This is a genomic window from Streptomyces sp. NBC_01264 (assembly GCF_026340675.1).
In the GTDB taxonomy this organism is placed as follows: Bacteria; Actinomycetota; Actinomycetes; order Streptomycetales; family Streptomycetaceae; genus Streptomyces.
Window position 1 is genome coordinate 5,551,302 of sequence record NZ_JAPEOX010000001.1, and the last position, 17,719, is coordinate 5,569,020.

17 protein-coding genes are annotated in these 17,719 nt (G+C 71.8%); 13 read left to right on the forward strand and 4 right to left on the reverse strand.

Features of this window, described 5'->3' with window-relative positions:
* Positions 1-13: 13 nt before the first annotated feature.
* Positions 14-1,564 (reverse strand): M28 family metallopeptidase, encoded by a 1,551-nt coding sequence (locus OG435_RS26000; protein WP_266880255.1) that lies wholly within the window; start codon positions 1,562-1,564, stop codon positions 14-16.
* Between the two features lie 342 nt (positions 1,565-1,906).
* Positions 1,907-3,031, reverse strand: a complete 1,125-nt coding sequence (locus tag OG435_RS26005; protein WP_266880257.1) for a DUF5937 family protein — start codon at positions 3,029-3,031, stop codon at positions 1,907-1,909.
* Between the two features lie 680 nt (positions 3,032-3,711).
* Here OG435_RS26005 and OG435_RS26010 point away from each other — a divergent pair.
* A complete protein-coding gene (locus OG435_RS26010) occupies positions 3,712-3,921 on the forward strand; it encodes a hypothetical protein (protein ID WP_266880259.1) in 210 nt (69 codons plus the stop codon).
* A gap of 58 nt (positions 3,922-3,979) precedes the next feature.
* Here OG435_RS26010 and OG435_RS26015 read toward each other — a convergent pair whose 3' ends face one another.
* Complete coding sequence (locus tag OG435_RS26015) at positions 3,980-5,335, reverse strand: threonine aldolase family protein (protein WP_430625777.1); 1,356 nt, start codon at positions 5,333-5,335, stop codon at positions 3,980-3,982.
* A gap of 170 nt (positions 5,336-5,505) precedes the next feature.
* Between OG435_RS26015 and OG435_RS26020 the strand changes: the two genes are divergently transcribed.
* The 11 genes from OG435_RS26020 to OG435_RS26070 all read left to right on the forward strand — a co-directional run bounded on the left by OG435_RS26020 (position 5,506) and on the right by OG435_RS26070 (position 14,082).
* Positions 5,506-6,525 carry a Rossmann-like and DUF2520 domain-containing protein gene (locus OG435_RS26020; RefSeq protein WP_430625686.1) on the forward strand — a complete coding sequence of 340 codons (1,020 nt, stop codon included), beginning with the start codon at positions 5,506-5,508 and terminating at the stop codon, positions 6,523-6,525.
* Complete coding sequence (gene panC / locus OG435_RS26025; protein WP_430625687.1) at positions 6,522-7,520, forward strand: pantoate--beta-alanine ligase; 999 nt, start codon at positions 6,522-6,524, stop codon at positions 7,518-7,520. The genes OG435_RS26020 and panC overlap by 4 nt, the downstream gene beginning before the upstream one ends.
* Positions 7,517-9,310 (forward strand): L-aspartate oxidase, encoded by a 1,794-nt coding sequence (locus tag OG435_RS26030; RefSeq protein ID WP_266880262.1) that lies wholly within the window; start codon positions 7,517-7,519, stop codon positions 9,308-9,310. The genes panC and OG435_RS26030 overlap by 4 nt, the downstream gene beginning before the upstream one ends.
* A gap of 2 nt (positions 9,311-9,312) precedes the next feature.
* On the forward strand, positions 9,313-10,317 hold the full coding sequence (gene nadC / locus OG435_RS26035) for a carboxylating nicotinate-nucleotide diphosphorylase (protein WP_266880263.1): 1,005 nt from the start codon (positions 9,313-9,315) through the stop codon (positions 10,315-10,317).
* A gap of 3 nt (positions 10,318-10,320) precedes the next feature.
* Positions 10,321-11,130, forward strand: a complete 810-nt coding sequence (locus OG435_RS26040; protein ID WP_266880265.1) for a type III pantothenate kinase — start codon at positions 10,321-10,323, stop codon at positions 11,128-11,130.
* A gap of 265 nt (positions 11,131-11,395) precedes the next feature.
* The gene (locus tag OG435_RS26045; RefSeq protein WP_266880267.1) at positions 11,396-11,581 is read left to right on the forward strand and encodes a DUF397 domain-containing protein; all 186 of its coding nucleotides are present in this window, start codon (positions 11,396-11,398) and stop codon (positions 11,579-11,581) included.
* A gap of 86 nt (positions 11,582-11,667) precedes the next feature.
* Positions 11,668-12,261 carry a hypothetical protein gene (locus tag OG435_RS26050; protein ID WP_266880269.1) on the forward strand — a complete coding sequence of 198 codons (594 nt, stop codon included), beginning with the start codon at positions 11,668-11,670 and terminating at the stop codon, positions 12,259-12,261.
* A 13-nt stretch (positions 12,262-12,274) separates the two neighbouring features.
* The gene (locus tag OG435_RS26055; protein WP_266880271.1) at positions 12,275-12,448 is read left to right on the forward strand and encodes a hypothetical protein; all 174 of its coding nucleotides are present in this window, start codon (positions 12,275-12,277) and stop codon (positions 12,446-12,448) included.
* A gap of 112 nt (positions 12,449-12,560) precedes the next feature.
* A complete protein-coding gene (locus OG435_RS26060; protein ID WP_266880273.1) occupies positions 12,561-13,040 on the forward strand; it encodes a BlaI/MecI/CopY family transcriptional regulator in 480 nt (159 codons plus the stop codon).
* 9 nt (positions 13,041-13,049) lie between these two features.
* Positions 13,050-13,580 carry an amino-acid N-acetyltransferase gene (locus OG435_RS26065; RefSeq protein ID WP_266880275.1) on the forward strand — a complete coding sequence of 177 codons (531 nt, stop codon included), beginning with the start codon at positions 13,050-13,052 and terminating at the stop codon, positions 13,578-13,580.
* A gap of 166 nt (positions 13,581-13,746) precedes the next feature.
* On the forward strand, positions 13,747-14,082 hold the full coding sequence (locus OG435_RS26070; protein WP_266880276.1) for a histone-like nucleoid-structuring protein Lsr2: 336 nt from the start codon (positions 13,747-13,749) through the stop codon (positions 14,080-14,082).
* On the opposite strand, the gene OG435_RS26075 is transcribed toward OG435_RS26070, so the two are convergent.
* Positions 14,067-14,666 carry an SCO3374 family protein gene (locus tag OG435_RS26075; RefSeq protein WP_266880277.1) on the reverse strand — a complete coding sequence of 200 codons (600 nt, stop codon included), beginning with the start codon at positions 14,664-14,666 and terminating at the stop codon, positions 14,067-14,069. The two genes, OG435_RS26070 and OG435_RS26075, sit on opposite strands and share 16 nt — an antisense overlap.
* Before the next feature lie 487 nt (positions 14,667-15,153).
* On the opposite strand from OG435_RS26075, the gene OG435_RS26080 reads away from it, so the two are divergent.
* Positions 15,154-17,679, forward strand: coding sequence for an ATP-dependent Clp protease ATP-binding subunit (locus OG435_RS26080; RefSeq protein WP_250752819.1), 2,526 nt, complete (start codon positions 15,154-15,156; stop codon positions 17,677-17,679).
* Positions 17,680-17,719: the final 40 nt, after the last annotated feature.

Here is a 17,719-nt window from a genome sequence, read left to right on the forward strand (position 1 = left end):
CACCCGGGGCGGACTACTCCGACGCGTGGTCGTGGCCCTCGTGGAGGCCACCACCGCTGCCCGAGCCGTCGGTCGGCTGCGCCGGCACCGGCTTCGACAGCGGCGCCAGGTCGTACGCGTAGTGACCCACCGCGTCCGCGATGACGTCGACGTTGATGTCGAGCGCCTTCTGGTCGATGTTCGCGAGGGTGTCACCCTTGCCGTGGTAGTTCACGTCGTACGCGACCCCGGCCTGTCCGCCGAACTTCGCCGCCTGCTCCGGCGTCTTGATGCCCTCGGCGCCCGTGAACGTACCGCCCGAGGGGATGCCGACCGCGATGAACGGGCCGTAGTCCGAGCGGCCCGAGAAGTCGGTGCCCTCGCGCGGGATGTTCTTGGAGTCGAGGAAGTCGTTGATCCCCTTCTCCAGCTGCGCCGAGCCCTCGGGGCCGGGGCCCGAGCCGACCTTGTCCGAGTCGTCGCCGTCGTAGACGAAGTACGCGGCGTTCGGCGAGGCGATCATGTCGAAGTTCAAGTAGAGCTTGATCTGCTTCTTCTGCTCCTCCGTCAGCCCGTCGACGTACGCCTCGGAGCCGAGCAGGCCGAACTCCTCCGCCGACCACCAGGCGAACTTGACCTTGTTCTTGATCTTCGTCTGGCTGCTCGCGAGCCGCTGTGCGACCTGGAGGATGCCGGCCGAGCCGGAGCCGTTGTCGTTGATGCCCGGGCCCGCCGCGACGGAGTCGAGGTGCGCACCGAGGAAGACGGTGTTGTTCGCGTCACCGCCCCGGGTCTCCGCGACGACGTTGTACGTCTTGCGGTTCTCCCGGAACTCGCGGATGTCGAGGGTGACCTCGACCGGCCCCGCGGCGGCGTCGGCGGCGAGCCGCTCGCCCTCGGCCTGCGTCACACCGCCGGTCGGGATCCTGCCCGCGTCGGCCGCGCCGATGGTGCCGTTCAGGGCGCCCGCGGTGTTGTTGTAGATCACCGCGCCGACCGCGCCGGCGTCGGCCGCGTTCTGCTGCTTGACGGCGAAGGCGCAGCCTCCGCGCTTGATCAGCGCGACCTTGCCGGTGAAGGCGCCCGCGGCGAAGTCGGCGGGCTCGCAGCCGCTGGTGCCGTCGGCGTCGACCGGGGCGGCGGCGATCTGCGCCGTCACACCGTTCGCCGGGCCGCTGGCGGTGTACGTCATCAGCTTGATCGGGACGTCGCGGCCGGCCGGGCCGTTGACCTTCAGGGTCTCGGCGATCGTCTCGACGTACACGAAGTCGAACTCGTTCTTGGTGACCTTGTATCCGGCCGCGCGCATGACGAGCTCGACGTACTGGGCCGACTGGACGTGGCCCTTGGAACCCGCCACACGGGTGCCCTTGTTGTAGTCGGCGATGGCCTGGAAGACCTTCAGGTGGTTGTTGGCACCCTTGCCGGTGGAGTCCTTGACCAGCTTTCGGGCCAGGGCGTCACCCCGGGCGGCGTCGCTCTGCGGGCTGCCGGTGGCGCCGGCGGGTCCGGCGAGGAGCAGCGGGGAGACGAGGGCCGCGGCCGCCAGGGCGGCGGTGGCTGCGGCTATACGGCGTGAGGGCATGAAGGTCCTTCCACGGCAGATGCGGGAGCGCATGCGGAGGCGTGCGGCGTCGTCGTCGTGCGTCGTGCGTCGTGCGTCTTTCGTTGGCATGGGCGTACGGGCGTACGGGGGTGCGGCGTACGGCGGTGCGGGGACGCGGACGCAGGTCAGGTGCGTTGCGCCGGTGGGGGAGCTGTGTGAGCGGTGGACGCACGTTAGACATCAAGTGGCGGCCGTGACCAGACCTTTCACTGATTCCGGTTTGTGAAATCCGTATATCGGAGTATCTGAGCCGTCGAAATCCGGCCAACGCCCGCTCTCCGTGCTGCCCGGCTGCCCGGCTGCCGCCGCGCTGCCGCGGGACTACCGCAGGATGCCCTCGATGAAGTCGGAGCCGATCCGCGCGACCGCCGCCAGATCCAGCTGGTGCTGGACGTACCGCCCTTGGCGGCGGGTCTGGAGCAGCCCGGCCTTCTTCAGCACCGCCAGATGACGGGACACCTCCGGTGCGGTGATCCCGTGCGCGGCCGCCAGCTCGCCGGTCGTGTACGGGGCGCGCGCCAGGTTGCGGCACAGCATCATCCGCATCGGATGGGCCAGGGCCTCCATGCGCCGCTGCAGCAGCTCCACCGACCCCGGGGAGGAGGCCAGTTCGGGAGAGCCGAGCGGGTAGTGGATCACCGGGCGCCAGCCGGGGGCGTGCAGCACCAGCAGGTGGGGCCAGCCGAAGTTCGTGGGCACGAACAGCAGGCCGTCGCCTATTCGGTGATCGGTCGCGGTCGTGGACCCGTGGACCATCTTGTCCACCGTGACGGTCTTCAGCTCCTCGTCGACGCTCAGCGCCGAGGAGACCTCCTTCAGTACGGCGGGCAGCCCCTTGCGCCGCAGCACCTCCGTCTTGTGCCGGGCGTCCGCGCTCTGGCGGGGCTCGACGCGGCGCCAGGTCTCCGCGAAGAAGGCCTCGTCGCAGTCCTCCATCAGCCGGCGCAGCCAGACCCGGACACCCGCGGTGTCGTCGAGCACCCGCACGGCGAAGGCCAGCTGCTGCGGACCGCGCGCGGAGGCCGACTCCAGGGCCTTCGCCCGGGCGAGCGGATCCGAGAGCGGGGACGGCCCGCCGCCGTCGTTGTAGAGGGCCAGCCGGCAGTGCTCCAGGGCGGCGGTCACGAACCGCTCGTCGTCCAGCCGGTCGAGTACGTCGAGCTCGGCGGCCAGCGTGCTCGCGGGCAGGCCGGAGCCGCCGGGAATCCCGGCGAAGGCCATGAACAGGTCGGCGAAGGAGCTGCGCCACATGAAATCGCCCTCCAGCAGCCGGTCCGCGAGGTCCGGGTCGAGCGCGGCGGAGGTGGTGGAGGTCCAGGAGGCGAGGCCGGGGTGGTGGCCGGGCTGGGAGAGCGCGTGCAACGCCATGCAGAGCTCTGCGAGGGGGGACGGCGCGAAGCCGATCCGCTCCGCGGGGAGCCCGGTGATGTCGATGGTGACGCTCATCGGATCATTCTGCCGCCGCGGGGGCTGCCTGGGCGCCAGGCCACGCGCCCTTCCCCCACCCGGCCGAGCCCTTGCGCCTCAAGCGCCGGCGGGGCTGGGGGTGGCCTGTGCGGCGGGTTGGCTGCGTCTGGGGGCCGGTGCCGGGGGCGGGGTGGGGTGTTGGCCTGGACTGCATGATTTAGGCGCCCTGTGCCCGACGTTCGATAGTTGTGGCTTCTTTGTGCGCCACAAATCACGCTTTACGTCCCGGCCAACACCCCACCCCGCCCCCGTCCCCGGCCCTGGCCGCAGCCCCCGACCCCGGCCGGGGGGACAGTCAGTCCCGGCCGGGGGCAGTTCAGTCCGGGCCGGGGGACACTTCAGTCCCGGCCGGGGTTTGGTTTTTCAGCCGTCCGGCGTTTGAGGACCGGGGTCTGGGGCGGAGCCCCAGGGGGTCCGGGCGCAGCCCGGGGCCCCCTCCCCAGCCCGTCCGGCGATTGAGGACCGGGTCTGGGCAGAGCCCGGGGGGCCTCCCAGCCCCGCCGGCGTTTGAGGCGCGGGTCAGGGCGGAGCCCTGGGAACGGTGGAAGGGCGGGTAGGGGAGCTCCGCCCCGCGCAGCGGCGCCGTGACCCCGGGGGTCGATTGACGGCCTCGGTCAATCAGCGCGCGCAGCGCCCGCGGGCCGGTTCAGGGTGGACGCATGAGCGCGATCGAGCAGTACCTCGTCGACACCTACCGGGCCACCCAGCACCGCACCCCGATGCCCCCGCCCCCGGGCCGCGACGACGTGGCCGTCCTGCGCGAGGCCCGCCGCTACGGGCAGTTCCGGGCCGTCCTCGACGGCGCCCCGGCCCGCCACCCCTGGCGCTCGGCCCTCCGCCGCCTGCTGACCCGCCGGCCCCTCGTCTGACGGGCGGGCGGCCCTTCGCCCGTCCGGGCCGCAGATGGGCAAGCCGCGCCCGTCCGGGCTACAGGCGGGCGACGAAGTCGGCCACCGCGGTGGCGACTTCCGATTCCGTCCAGGACAGGCCCGGGCGGGTGACCTCGACCTCCGTCACCGACAGGCCCGGCGGGCCGTCGGGGGACCAGCGGCGGAAGAGGACCGTGCCCGTCTCCTCCGCCAGGCGGACACCCGCCTCCGTGAGGCGGTCCGCGTCGTACGGGAGCCACACCTGGAACTGGTGGGTGTGCGGCACCTCCGGGTGGACCCGGAACCAGGGCACCTCCGGAGCCGCGGCGAGCGCCGAGGCCAGGGCGGACGCCACCGTCCGCGCCTTGGCCACGTAGGAGGGCAGCTCCGGCAGCTCCCGTTCCAGCCCGGCCAGGGCGGACAGCGCGGCCGGGAACTGGCGGAAGATCTGGCCCCCGTACCGGTGCCGCCAGACCTTCGACTCCGCCACGAGCGACGCCGATCCGGCGAGGGCGGCCCCGCTGAGGCCCCCGAGGGACTTGTAGAAGGAGACGTACACCGAGTCCGCCAGCGCCGCGATCTCCGGCAGCGTCCGGCCGAAGTGGACCGTCGACTCCCACAGCCGGGCCCCGTCGAAGTGGACCACCGCGTCCCGTTCCCGGGCGGTGTCCACCAGGGCCGACAGCTCCTCCCAGGTCGGGAGCAGGAAGCCCGCGTCCCGGAGCGGAAGCTCCAGCATCAGCGTCCCGAAGGGCTCCGGCAGCTCGGCGAGCTCGGACGCGGTCGGCTGGCGCGGTTCGCCCGTCGGGTGGACGGTCCGCAGCCCCGAGACGACGGACAGCGCGCCGCCCTCCCACCGTTCCGGATGGCTCATCGGGTGCAGGGCGACCACCGGGTTCCCGGTCCGGGCGGCCCAGCAGCGCAGCGCGATCTGCTGGGCCATGGTCCCGGTCGGGAAGAACGCCGCGTCCTCGGTGCCGAGGAGCTCCGCGACCCGCCGCTCCAGCCGCTCCACGATGCCGTTGCCGTAGATGTCGGCCGGCTCCTCGGAGTCCGGGGCCAGCCCGGCCAGCTCCGCCAACAGCTCGCCGACCGTGGCCTCGCGCAGGCTGTACGAGAGCTTGCGCGCCGCGGCCCGCCCCGCGACCACCAGCCGCTCGGCCACCGCATCGGCCGCGTCGGCCGCCTCCTCCTCGGCCCGCTCGGCCGCCGCCTGCGCGTCGGCGAGCCCGGCTGCCGCCGCCCCCGCCGCCCGGTCCTCGGCCCGTTCCGCCGCCGCACCGCCCGCCGGCTCCGCCGCCTGCTTGTCGGCCCGCTCGGCTGCCGCCGCGCCCGCCGCCCGCTCGTCCGCCCGCTCGGCTGCCGCCGCCCCCGCCGCCTGCTTGTCGGCCCGTTCCGAGGCGGCTCGTGCCATTCGTTCCGCCGCCGCGTCCGGTTCCGCGACCCGCTCCGCGTCCGTGACCCGTTCCGGCTCCGCGCCGGCGTTCCGCTCCGCGCCGGCGTTCCGCTCCGCGCCGGCGTTCCGCTCCGTGTCCTGGTTCATCCCCCGATCATCGCCGACCGGCCCGCACGCCAGGAGCTAGCATGGCGACGTATCGTCCGGTACCCCCCGCGGACCGGAACGGAGCGGAAGGCCTCCCCCGCGTGAACACAGCCCCCCAGGCGGAGCGCCCCGCCCGGCTCTCCGTCGGTGTCGTCGGAGCCGGCCGGGTCGGCCCGGCGCTGGCCCGCGCCCTGCAGCAGACCGGGCACCGGCCCGTCGCGGTGTCGGGCGTTTCCGACGCCTCGCGGCGCCGGGCCGAGCGGATGCTGCCGGGTGTGCCCGTCGTCCCTCCCGCGCAGGTGCTGGAGGTCTCCGACCTCGTGCTGCTGACGGTCCCCGACGACGCCCTGCCGTCCCTGGTGGAAGGCCTCGCCGAGACCGGCGCGGTCCGCCCCGGACAGCTCCTCGTCCACACCTCCGGGCGGTACGGGGTCTCCGTGCTGGACCCGGCCCGCCGCGCGGGCGCGCTCCCGCTGGCCCTGCACCCCGCGATGACCTTCACCGGCACCGAGGTCGACGTGCAGCGCCTCGCGGGCTGCTCCTTCGGGGTGACCGCCCCCGACGAGCTGCGGCTCGCCGCCGAGGCCCTGGTCATCGAGATGGGCGGGGAGCCCGAGTGGATCGCCGAGACGAACCGCCCGCTCTACCACGCGGCCCTCGCCCTCGGTGCGAACCACCTGGTCACCCTGGTGGCCCAGTCGATGGAACTGCTGGCCAAGGCGGGCGTGGAGCACCCGAACCGGATGCTCGGCCCGCTCCTCGGCGCGGCCCTCGACAACGCCCTGCGATCCGGTGACGCCGCCCTGACCGGCCCGGTGGCCCGCGGTGACGCCGGTACCGTCGCCGTGCACGTCTCGGAGCTGCGCAAGCACGCCCCGGGCACCGTCGCCGGGTACCTCGCGATGGCCCGTACGACCGCCGACCGCGCCCTCGCGCACGGCCTGCTCAAGCCCGAACTGGCCGAGGACCTCCTCGGTGTGCTCGCCGACGGAGCAGCCCTCCCGGGCCCCGGAACCGGCCCCGGAACCGGCCCCGAGGGAAGCGAAGGGGGCGAGCTGTGATCCTGCTCGATACCGCAGAGGCCCTGCACGGCCTGGCGCGCGCCGCCGCCGGCCGCCGCGCGGTCGTCATGACCATGGGCGCCCTCCACGAGGGCCACGCCACCCTGGTCCGCACCGCCCGCGAGCACGTCGGCCCCACCGGCCAGGTCGTGGTCACGGTCTTCGTCAACCCCCTCCAGTTCGGGGCGAACGAGGACCTCGACCGCTACCCCCGCACCCTCGACGCCGACCTGGCGATCGCCGGAGCCGCCGGAGCCGACGCCGTGTTCGCCCCGGCCGTCGGCGAGGTCTACCCCGGCGGCGACCCCCAGGTCCGGATCACCGCCGGCCCGATGGGCGGCCGCCTCGAAGGCGCCACCCGCCCTGGCCACTTCGACGGCATGCTGACCGTCGTCGCCAAACTGCTCCACCTCACCCGCCCCGACCTGGCCTTCTTCGGCCAGAAGGACGCGCAGCAACTGGCCCTGATCCGGCGCATGGTGACCGACCTCAACTTCCCCGTGGAGGTGGTCGGCGTACCGACCGTGCGCGAGGGCGACGGGCTCGCGCTGTCCTCCCGCAACCGCTACCTCTCCGCCAAGGAGCGCGGCACCGCCCTCGCGCTCTCCCGGGCCCTGTTCGCCGGCCGCGACCGCCTCGCCGCGCAGTCCGCGCTGCGCGCCCGCGCCGAGGCGCAGGCGCCCCCGGCCGGGGACGAGCGGGCCACCGGTCTGGCCCGGCTCGGCGAGATCCGCGCCTCCGCCGACGCGCACGCCGTCGCCGCGGCGGGCGCCGGGCTGCCGGAGGCCGTACGGGCCGCCGCGCGACACGTCCTGGAGGAGGCGGGCCGCCACGATCCGCCCCTCGTACTGGACTACCTGGCGCTGGTGGACCCCCAGGACTTCACCGAGGCCGGCCACGGCTTCACCGGTCAGGCCGTACTGGCCGTCGCCGCGAAAGTGGGCGCGACCCGGCTGATCGACAACATCCCATTGGAGTTCGGAGCACAACCGTGAGCACCACAGGCAGAGGCCCCGCAGCAGCGGGCACCAGCACCGGCATACGGCTCCACGCCCAGGCGCCCGGCTGGTCCGTGGACGCCGATGTCGTGGTCGTCGGATCCGGAGTCGCCGGACTGACCGCCGCGCTGCGCTGCGCGGCCGCGGGCCGCCGTACGGTCGTCGTCACCAAGGCCCGGCTCGACGACGGATCCACCCGCTGGGCCCAGGGCGGCATCGCCGCCGCCCTCGGCGACGGGGACACTCCCGAGCAGCACCTCGAGGACACCCTCGTCGCGGGCGCCGGGCTGTGCGACGAGGCAGCCGTCCGGCTCCTGGTCACCGAGGGCCCCGACGCCGTGCGCCGACTCATCGCGACCGGCGCCGTCTTCGACACCTCCGCCGAGACCGGCGAGATCGAGCTGACCCGCGAGGGTGGCCACCACCGCCGCCGCATCGCGCACGCCGGAGGGGACGCCACCGGCGCCGAGATCTCCCGCGCGCTCGTCGAGGCCGTCCAGGACGCCGGCATCGAGACCGTAGAGAACGCCCTGGTCCTGGACCTGCTCCTGGACGCGCAGGGCCGTACCGCGGGCGTCACCCTGCACGTCATGGGCGAGGGCCAGCACGACGGGGTGGGCGCCGTCCACGCGCCCGCCGTCATCCTCGCGACCGGCGGCATGGGCCAGGTCTTCTCCGCGACGACCAACCCGTCGGTCTCCACCGGCGACGGCGTGGCCCTCGCCCTGCGCGCCGGGGCCGAGGTCTCCGACCTCGAATTCGTCCAGTTCCACCCCACCGTGCTCTTCCTCGGCGCCGACGCCGAGGGTCAGCAGCCCCTGGTGTCCGAGGCCGTCCGCGGCGAGGGCGCGTACCTCGTCGACGCCGGCGGCGTCCGCTTCATGTCCGGCCAGCACGAGCTCGCCGAGCTCGCCCCGCGCGACATCGTCGCCAAGGGCATCATGCGCCGCATGCAGGAGCAGGGCACGCAGCACATGTACCTGGACGCCCGGCACTTCGGCGCCGAGATGTGGGAGCAGCGCTTCCCGACCATCCTGGCCGCCTGCCGCTCGCACGGCATCGACCCGGTCACCGAGCCCATCCCGGTCGCCCCGGCCGCGCACTACGCCTCCGGCGGCGTACGGACCGACCTGCACGGCCGCACCACCGTCCCCGGGCTGTACGCCTGCGGCGAGGTCGCCTGCACCGGGGTGCACGGAGCGAACCGGCTGGCCTCCAACTCCCTGCTGGAGGGCCTGGTCTTCGCCGAGCGCATCGCCGACGACATCATCTGGAACGCGCCCGCGGGCACCGGCCCGGGCATCCCCGTCCCAGCCACCGGCCCCCTCCAGCCCGCCGAGGCGCGCTACGAGATCCAGCGCATCATGACCGACGGCGCGGGCGTGCTCCGCTCCGCCGAGTCGCTGCGCCGGGCCGCCGCCGCGCTCGAAGCCCTGTACGCGACCGCGCTCACGGAGCTGGAGACCCGCGGCAAGACGGCCGTCCCCGGCACCGAGACCTGGGAGGCCACCAACCTCCTGTGCGTGGCCCGGGTGCTGGTCGCCGCCGCCCAGCGGCGCGCGGAGACCCGCGGCTGCCACTGGCGCGAGGACCACCCCGACCGGGACGACGCCGACTGGCGCCGCCACCTGGTCGTCCGCCTGTCGGAGACCGAGCGGCGGGCCCTGGTCGTCACCCCCACGGACTCGGCGGACTTCCCGTCCGTACGGGTCCCCTTGAGCACCGAGAGCACTGACAGCACTGACAGCACCGACAGCCTCAACCGCAACGAAAGCCTGGAGCCGTAACCGTGAGCACGCACGAGCACGACCACAACCACGAGCACGAGCACGCCGAGCTCCCCCTCGTCGGCCAGAGCGAAGCGGGCGGCTGCGGCGACGACTGCGCCTGCGGAGAAGGGGAGGAGTCCGGCCTCGACCCGGCCCTCGCCACACTCCTGGAGGAGGCCGGCCTGGACCCCATCGAGGTCGAGGACATCGCGCACATGGCCCTCTCCGAGGACCTCGACGGCGGGGTCGACGTCACCACCGTCGCCACGGTCCCCGAAGAGGCCGAGGCGATCGCCGACTTCGTCGCCCGCGAGGACGGCGTCGTGGCCGGCCTGCGCATCGCCGAGGCCGTCTTCTCGGTCGTCTGCACCGAGTCCTTCGAGGTCGAGCGGCACGCGGAGGACGGCGACAGCGTCAAGGCCGGCGACGTGCTCCTGTCGGTGCGCTCGCGCACCCGGGACCTGCTGACCGCCGAGCGCAGCGCCCTCAACATCGTGTGCCGCCTGTCGGGCGTCGCGACGGCCACCCGCCGCTGGGCCGAGGTCCTGGAGGGTACCGGCGCCAAGGTCCGCGACACCCGCAAGACAACCCCGGGCCTGCGCTCCCTGGAGAAGTACGCGGTGCGCTGCGGCGGCGGGGTCAACCACCGCATGTCGCTGTCGGACGCGGCGCTGGTCAAGGACAACCACGTGGTCGCGGCCGGCGGGGTCGTCCAGGCCTTCACCGCCGTGCGGGAGGCCTTCCCGGAGGTCCCGATCGAGGTCGAGGTCGACACCCTGGAGCAGGTCGGCGAGGTCCTGGAGGCCGGGGCCGACCTGATCCTGCTCGACAACTTCACCGTGGAGCAGACCGCGAAGGCCGTCGCCCTGGTCGCGGGCCGCGCCACCCTGGAGTCCTCGGGCCGCCTCACCCTGGACACCGCCCGCGCCTACGCCGAGACCGGTGTCGACTTCCTCGCGGTCGGCGCGCTGACCCACTCCTCCCCGATCCTGGACATCGGCCTCGATCTGCGCGAGGCGGTGTAACCGATGCTCCTCACCATCGACGTGGGCAACTCCCATACGGTCCTTGGCCTGTTCGACGGTGACGAGATCGTCGAGCACTGGCGCGTCTCGACCGACCCGCGCCGCACGGCCGACGAGATGGCCGTGCTGATGCAGGGCCTGATGGGCATGCACCCGATGCTCGGCAACGAACTGGGCGACGGCATCCACGGCATCGCGATCTGCTCGACGGTGCCGGCGGTGCTGCACGAGCTCCGCGAGGTGACCCGGCGCTACTACGGCGACGTTCCGGCGGTGATCGTGGAGCCCGGCACCAAGACGGGCGTACCGATCCTGATGGACAACCCGAAGGAGGTCGGCGCCGACCGCATCGTCAACGCGGTCGCGGTCGTCGAGCTCTACGGCGGCCCGGCGATCGTGGTCGACCTCGGGACGGCCACCACCTTCGACGCGGTGTCCGCGAAGGGCGAGTACGTCGGCGGGGTCATCTCCCCGGGCATCGAGATCTCCATGGAGGCCCTCGGCGTCCGGGGCGCCCAGCTCCGCAAGATCGAGCTGGCCCGCCCGCGCAACGTCGTCGGCAAGTCCACGGTCGAGGCGATGCAGTCGGGCGTGGTCTACGGGTTCGCGGGCCAGGTCGACGGGATCGTCACCCGGATGGCCAAGGAGCTGGCGGGCCCGGGCGGAAACCCGGAGGACGTCCGGGTCATCGCCACCGGCGGCCTGGCCCCCGTCGTCATCGGGGAGGCCGCCGTCATCGACGACCACGAGCCCTGGCTCACCCTGATCGGCCTCCGCCTGGTCTACGAGCGCAACGCCCCCGCGTTCGGCTGACCCCGCCCGGGACCGCCGGTCCCGCGGCCCGTCCGCCCTAGCGCCCCGACGGCCCCCGCCCTCCCGCCCCGGAGGCCGGGGGCCGCTTCGGTCACGGCCCGTACCGCCCGTCCCGGCCTTCCCGTCTTTACGGCGCGCTGATGCCCGCCGTGACAATTTCCCCGGAAATGGCCGGAGCACGGCCATCGCGGGGATAACGTGCCCCACGAGATGTTCAGGGAGCCCGTCCCCGGCGCCACCAGCGCCAGTGACCGGAGGAGACGACATGACCGCTCGGCCCGCCTGGCAGAAGTCCTCGTTCTGCGGCGAGGGGGACAACTGCGTGTACGTCAGCGCCGCCCCCGGCACTCTGGTCCGCGTGGCGGACCGCGCCGACCCGGCCCATCTGGTCCTCGCCACCACCCAGGCCGCCTGGGCCGATTTCCTGCGCGTGGTCAAGCAGCCGGACTGAGCCCACCCGGCCCCTTCGCGCGAGGACACGCGCCCTGTACGTGTCCACTCAAGGGATTTTGTCCGATTAGCGCGTATCTTCGGCCCATGCCCACGCCCTACGGATCCCGCGGCGGCATGGCGTTCGGCGCCGATGAGCTTCACGTGCTCAGGCGTTCGCTCGCTCACGCCCTTCAGTCCTCGACGGCCCCCCTGACGGCCGTCGAGGTCCAGGACTGCCTGCGCCTCGCGGCGTCGGTGGACGACGCGGTCCAGGAGGCGGGGAGACTGAGAGCGTTCCTCCTCGCCGACCTGGCGCGGTACAGAGCCGCCCTGCCCGGCAGCCTCTCCGGCTACCTGGAGCTGCTGCAGGACGCCCTGGCGGCCGGCTACGAGCCCGTGCCGGACGACCTGGCCGCCCTCCGGGCCCTGCGCGCCAACCCGGTCGCCGCCGCGCTGCTGGAGCGGGCCCAGACCATCGCGGAGCGCTCCGTACGCCGCAGGCTCTCCACGACGCCCGCTCCGCGCACCCGGCTGCTGACCCTGGCGGGCGGCACCGACAAGGACGACGAGCCCGCGCGGCCGAAGCCCGAGCCGCGCCCGGACGACCGCCCGGCACGCCCCATCCCGACCCCGGGCGAGGTCTTCCCGCCCCGCCGCAAGCCCGCCGCGCCCCCGGAGTCCGGGCGCGCGGTCGGATAGCTAGGCTGGGGGCATGGACTACGTTTCCGCACTCGTGCCCCCCTTCGTGATGGCCGTGTTCTTCATCGCGCTCGTCGTGACGATCGTGAAGAGCCAGGGCGGCTCCAACAAGGCCAAGGAGGACGCGGCCGTCGACGCCGTGCTCGCCCGCGCCGAGGCCGCCCAGCAGTCCCAGCCCCGGAAGTAGGCCCCCTCGGCGGGGAACGGGCGTACGGCTTCCCGGCCGTACGCCCAATTTTGTTGCGCCTGGCCGCCCGGATAGCCGCGCAATTCACCACAACCCGCACTATCGTGCTGCTGTGCCTCGCCCCTTGGGAGAACTCGAAGACGCAGTCATGACGCGGGTGTGGCAGTGGAACCGCCCGGTCACCGTTCGCGAAGTCCTGGAAGACCTGCAGCAGGAACGGTCCATCGCGTACACCACGGTCATGACCGTTATGGACAATCTTCATCAGAAGGGCTGGGTCCGCCGCGAGGCGGAAGGCCGCGCCTATCGATATACGGCGGTCTCCACCCGGGCCGCTTACTCGGCCGCACTGATGAACGAAGCCTGGTCGACGAGCGACAACCCCGCCGCCGCCCTCGTGGCCTTCTTCGGCATGATGTCGGCGGAACAGCGCGAGGCACTCAGGGACGCCGTACGCATCGTGCAGCCGGCGGAACCCGAAGCCTCCCAGGAACCCGAAGTGTCCCAGGAACCCGAAGGGCCCGCCGACTCCCCGGCGGCGCCGCCCGCCGAAGGCGACTCCGCGGCGCCGGGCACCGAGCCGGGGCGATAACGTCCGGGCATGGGTGAGTTTTCCGCTGCACATGCAAAAACAGTGACGATCCGCCGAGCGCGCACCGGTGATGTTCCCGCGCTGCGCCGCCTGCTCGACCAGTACGTCCAGCAGCGGATCCTGCTGGACAAAGCGCCGGTCGTCCTTTATGAGGACATCCAGGAGTTCTGGGTCGCGGAACGCGACTCGGACGGTCAGGTCGTCGGCTGCGGTGCGCTCCACGTGATGTGGGAAGACCTGGCCGAAGTCCGCACTCTTGCCGTCGACCGCGACTTGAAGGGCGTGGGAGTCGGACATCTGGTGCTCGCCAAGTTGCTGGAGACCGCCCGGAGGGTAGGTGTCAGCCGGGTTTTCTGCCTGACCTTCGAAGTGGACTTCTTCGCGAAGCACGGCTTCACCGAGATCGGGGAGACCCCGGTCGAGACCGATGTGTACATGGAGCTGCTGCGTTCCTATGACGAGGGCGTCGCGGAGTTCCTCGGTCTCGAACGAGTGAAGCCGAACACCTTGGGCAACAGTCGGATGCTTCTGCACCTCTGACCGATCACGGCGGGATTTCACAGGAGCCCCCGGCTCCGTGGCCTATGTCCGAATCGCGCACGTTTCCCGACCCGTTGCGGACCCGAACCCGTGACGGGGGGTTTGTGTTTTCCAGGCAAAAGCGGTTTCCTTTCCGCGTACTGCTTTTCGATGAAAGGAAATCCCGGTGGCACAGAAGGTTCAGGTCCTTCTTGTCGACGACCTCGACGGCGGCGAGGCGGACGAGACGGTGACGTTCGCTCTGGATGGCAAGACCTACGAGATCGACCTCACCACCGCCAACGCTGAAAAGCTCCGCGGTCTCCTCGACCCGTTCACCAAGGGCGGTCGCCGCATCGGTGGCCGTGCCGCGACGGGCCGTGCCAAGGGCGGCCGCGCCGCTGCGACGTCCGGCAACCCGGACACGGCGGAGATCCGCGCGTGGGCCAAGGCCCAGGGCATGAGCGTCAACGATCGCGGCCGCGTTCCGCAGGAGATCCGCGAGGCCTACGAGAACCGCTGACCTCCGGTCGGCGCGGTCCCGGTGCGATGCGCGGAGGCCGTACGCAGTCGCGCCCGGTGGCATTGGGTCGCCGCCGCCGCGACCAGGCGTACGAGACCGGGCCCGGTGGCGTCCCCGCCACGGCCGGGCCCGGAGCCCTGCCCCGCAGCGGGCAGGGCGGGCAGCAGTGCCTCACACCCCTGCTCGGGGGGCCGCAGCCACACGGCGGCCCCCCGAGGGCTTTCCCCGGGCCCCACCAGGTGTCCCGGAGGCGTCGGAGCGGTGATCCGGCCACCCGTACCCAGGGCGGCGAGATCCAGGGCCACCCCGCCCCACTCCAGCCAGTCGAGCAGCCCCTCCAGCTCGTCGGCGCTCCCCGGGGCCACCAGGAACCGCATCCTGCGGCCCATGAGCGCCACGGGCCCCGCAGCGTCGCGGCAGGGGCCGCGCAGTACCGCGGCGCCGGCTTCGGCCGGCAGCTCCAGTACGTCGAACCGCACCCCGGTCACGAGCTGAGCGGGCGGACCGCCGGCCACGGGCCAGCCGAGCACGCGTTCGTACCAGTACGCCAGTGCTTCGGTGACGGGCGGCGCGGTGAGGGCCATGCCCGGAGCAACTGCGGAAACGCTCCGGAGTTACGCGGGAGGGGACGCCCGGTGTGACCCAGCGCACTCGCATCAATGCGGAACGTAAACGTCCGGTGGGCCGGAGTCTCACATTCGGGACAGGATCGTGTTCGCCCGTAGCGGAGGGAAGAGTCGTCCACCAGCGTGAACCGACCGCTCTTACGGGTAAGACATTCCTAGTGGATCGGGGCGACACGCTGATTTGCAGGGTCCGAGACCGGCTTCCGTTCGCCATCGGCGTACACGTGTGACGGGTATCTGCCTGGCCTGCGGGAACATCGTCTCGCACCATCGGGTTGGAGCAGTTGTCGGCACTTACAGCCGGGTTTTCCCACGGACGTGAGGGTGAGCCGCGGACGGATGTCGGCAGTTGGAATGAGCTGTCCCGCCCCGCGGGACTAGCATGCGGAAGGACAGGGCGGGGACCGACCCCGAACTGCCCGACCGCTCTGAGGAGCGATAAACGATGTTCGAGAGGTTCACCGACCGCGCGCGGCGGGTTGTCGTCCTGGCTCAGGAAGAAGCCCGGATGCTCAACCACAACTACATCGGCACCGAGCACATCCTCCTGGGCTTGATCCACGAGGGTGAGGGTGTCGCCGCTAAGGCCCTGGAGAGCCTCGGGATTTCGCTCGAGGCTGTTCGCCAGCAGGTTGAGGAGATCATCGGACAGGGGCAGCAGGCCCCTTCCGGGCACATCCCCTTCACCCCGCGGGCGAAGAAGGTCCTGGAGCTTTCGCTCCGAGAGGCCCTCCAGCTCGGCCACAACTACATCGGCACCGAGCACATCCTGCTCGGCCTCATTCGCGAGGGCGAGGGCGTCGCCGCCCAGGTCCTGGTGAAGCTGGGCGCCGATCTCAACCGAGTCCGGCAGCAGGTCATCCAGCTGCTCTCCGGCTACTCCGGCGGAGGCAAGGAGTCGGCCACGGCCGGCGGCCCGGCCGAGGGCACGCCCTCGACCTCGCTCGTCCTGGACCAGTTCGGCCGCAACCTCACGCAGGCAGCTCGCGAATCCAAGCTCGACCCGGTCATCGGGCGCGAGAAGGAGATCGAGCGGGTCATGCAGGTGCTCTCCCGCCGGACCAAGAACAACCCGGTCCTCATCGGCGAGCCCGGCGTCGGCAAGACCGCCGTCGTCGAGGGCCTGGCCCAGGCGATCGTCAAGGGTGAGGTCCCCGAGACCCTCAAGGACAAGCACCTCTACACGCTTGACCTGGGTGCCCTGGTCGCCGGTTCCCGCTACCGCGGTGACTTCGAAGAGCGCCTCAAGAAGGTGCTCAAGGAGATCCGCACCCGCGGCGACATCATCCTGTTCATCGACGAGCTCCACACCCTCGTGGGTGCGGGCGCCGCCGAGGGCGCGATCGACGCCGCCAGCATCCTGAAGCCCATGCTGGCCCGTGGTGAGCTCCAGACCATCGGTGCCACGACGCTGGACGAGTACCGCAAGCACCTTGAGAAGGACGCCGCTCTCGAGCGCCGCTTCCAGCCGATCCAGGTGGCGGAGCCTTCCCTCCAGCACACCATCGAGATCCTCAAGGGCCTGCGCGACCGCTACGAGGCCCACCACCGCGTCTCCATCACGGACGAGGCCCTCGTGCAGGCGGCCACCCTGGCCGACCGGTACATCTCGGACCGCTTCCTCCCGGACAAGGCGATCGACCTGATCGACGAGGCCGGCTCCCGGATGCGCATCCGCCGGATGACCGCGCCGCCGGACCTCCGCGAGTTCGACGAGAAGATCGCGAACGTGCGTCGCGACAAGGAGTCGGCCATCGACTCCCAGGACTTCGAGAAGGCGGCTTCCCTCCGTGATTCGGAGAAGCAGCTGCTGGCGGCGAAGGCCAAGCGCGAGAAGGAATGGAAGGCCGGCGACATGGACGTCGTCGCCGAGGTCGACGGCGAGCTCATCGCCGAAGTCCTCGCGACCGCGACCGGCATTCCGGTGTTCAAGCTGACCGAGGAGGAGTCCTCGCGACTCCTGCGCATGGAGGACGAGCTCCACCGTCGCGTCATCGGCCAGAAGGACGCCATCAAGGCGCTCTCCCAGGCGATCCGCCGCACCCGTGCGGGTCTGAAGGACCCGAAGCGCCCCGGTGGCTCGTTCATCTTCGCCGGCCCGTCCGGTGTCGGTAAGACCGAGCTCTCCAAGACGCTCGCCGAATTCCTCTTCGGCGACGAGGACGCGCTGATCTCCCTCGACATGTCGGAGTTCAGCGAGAAGCACACGGTTTCCCGTCTCTTCGGTTCGCCCCCCGGCTACGTGGGCTACGAAGAGGGCGGCCAGCTGACCGAGAAGGTCCGCCGGAAGCCGTTCTCCGTCGTCCTCTTCGACGAGGTCGAGAAGGCCCACCCGGATATCTTCAATTCCCTTCTCCAGATCCTGGAGGACGGTCGCCTGACCGACTCCCAGGGCCGGGTCGTGGACTTCAAGAACACGGTCATCATCATGACGACCAACCTGGGTACCCGGGACATCTCGAAGGGCTTCAACCTCGGCTTCGCGGCCCAGGGAGACACCAAGACCGGGTATGACCGGATGAAGGCGAAGGTCAACGAAGAGCTCAAGCAGCACTTCCGGCCCGAGTTCCTCAACCGCGTCGACGACACGGTCGTCTTCCACCAGCTCACCGAGGAAGACATCGTCCAGATCGTCGACCTGATGATCGCCAAGGTCGATGACCGCCTGAAGGACCGTGACATGGGCATCGAGCTCAGCACGGAAGCGAAGGCACTGCTGGCCAAGAAGGGCTACGACCCGATCATGGGTGCCCGCCCGCTGCGCCGTACGATCCAGCGCGAGATCGAGGACATCCTGTCGGAGAAGATCCTCTTCGGCGAGCTGCGCCCCGGTCACATCGTGGTCGTCGGCAAGGAGGGTGAGGGCGACGAAGCCAAGTTCACCTTCCGCGGTGAGGAGAAGACTCCGATCTCGGACCTTCCCCCCATCGAGGCGTCGGGCTCCGGCCCGGACCTCACCAAGGGTGCGTAAGCGCTAGCCGCTCACAGCGGTACGAAGGGGCGGCCCCGGG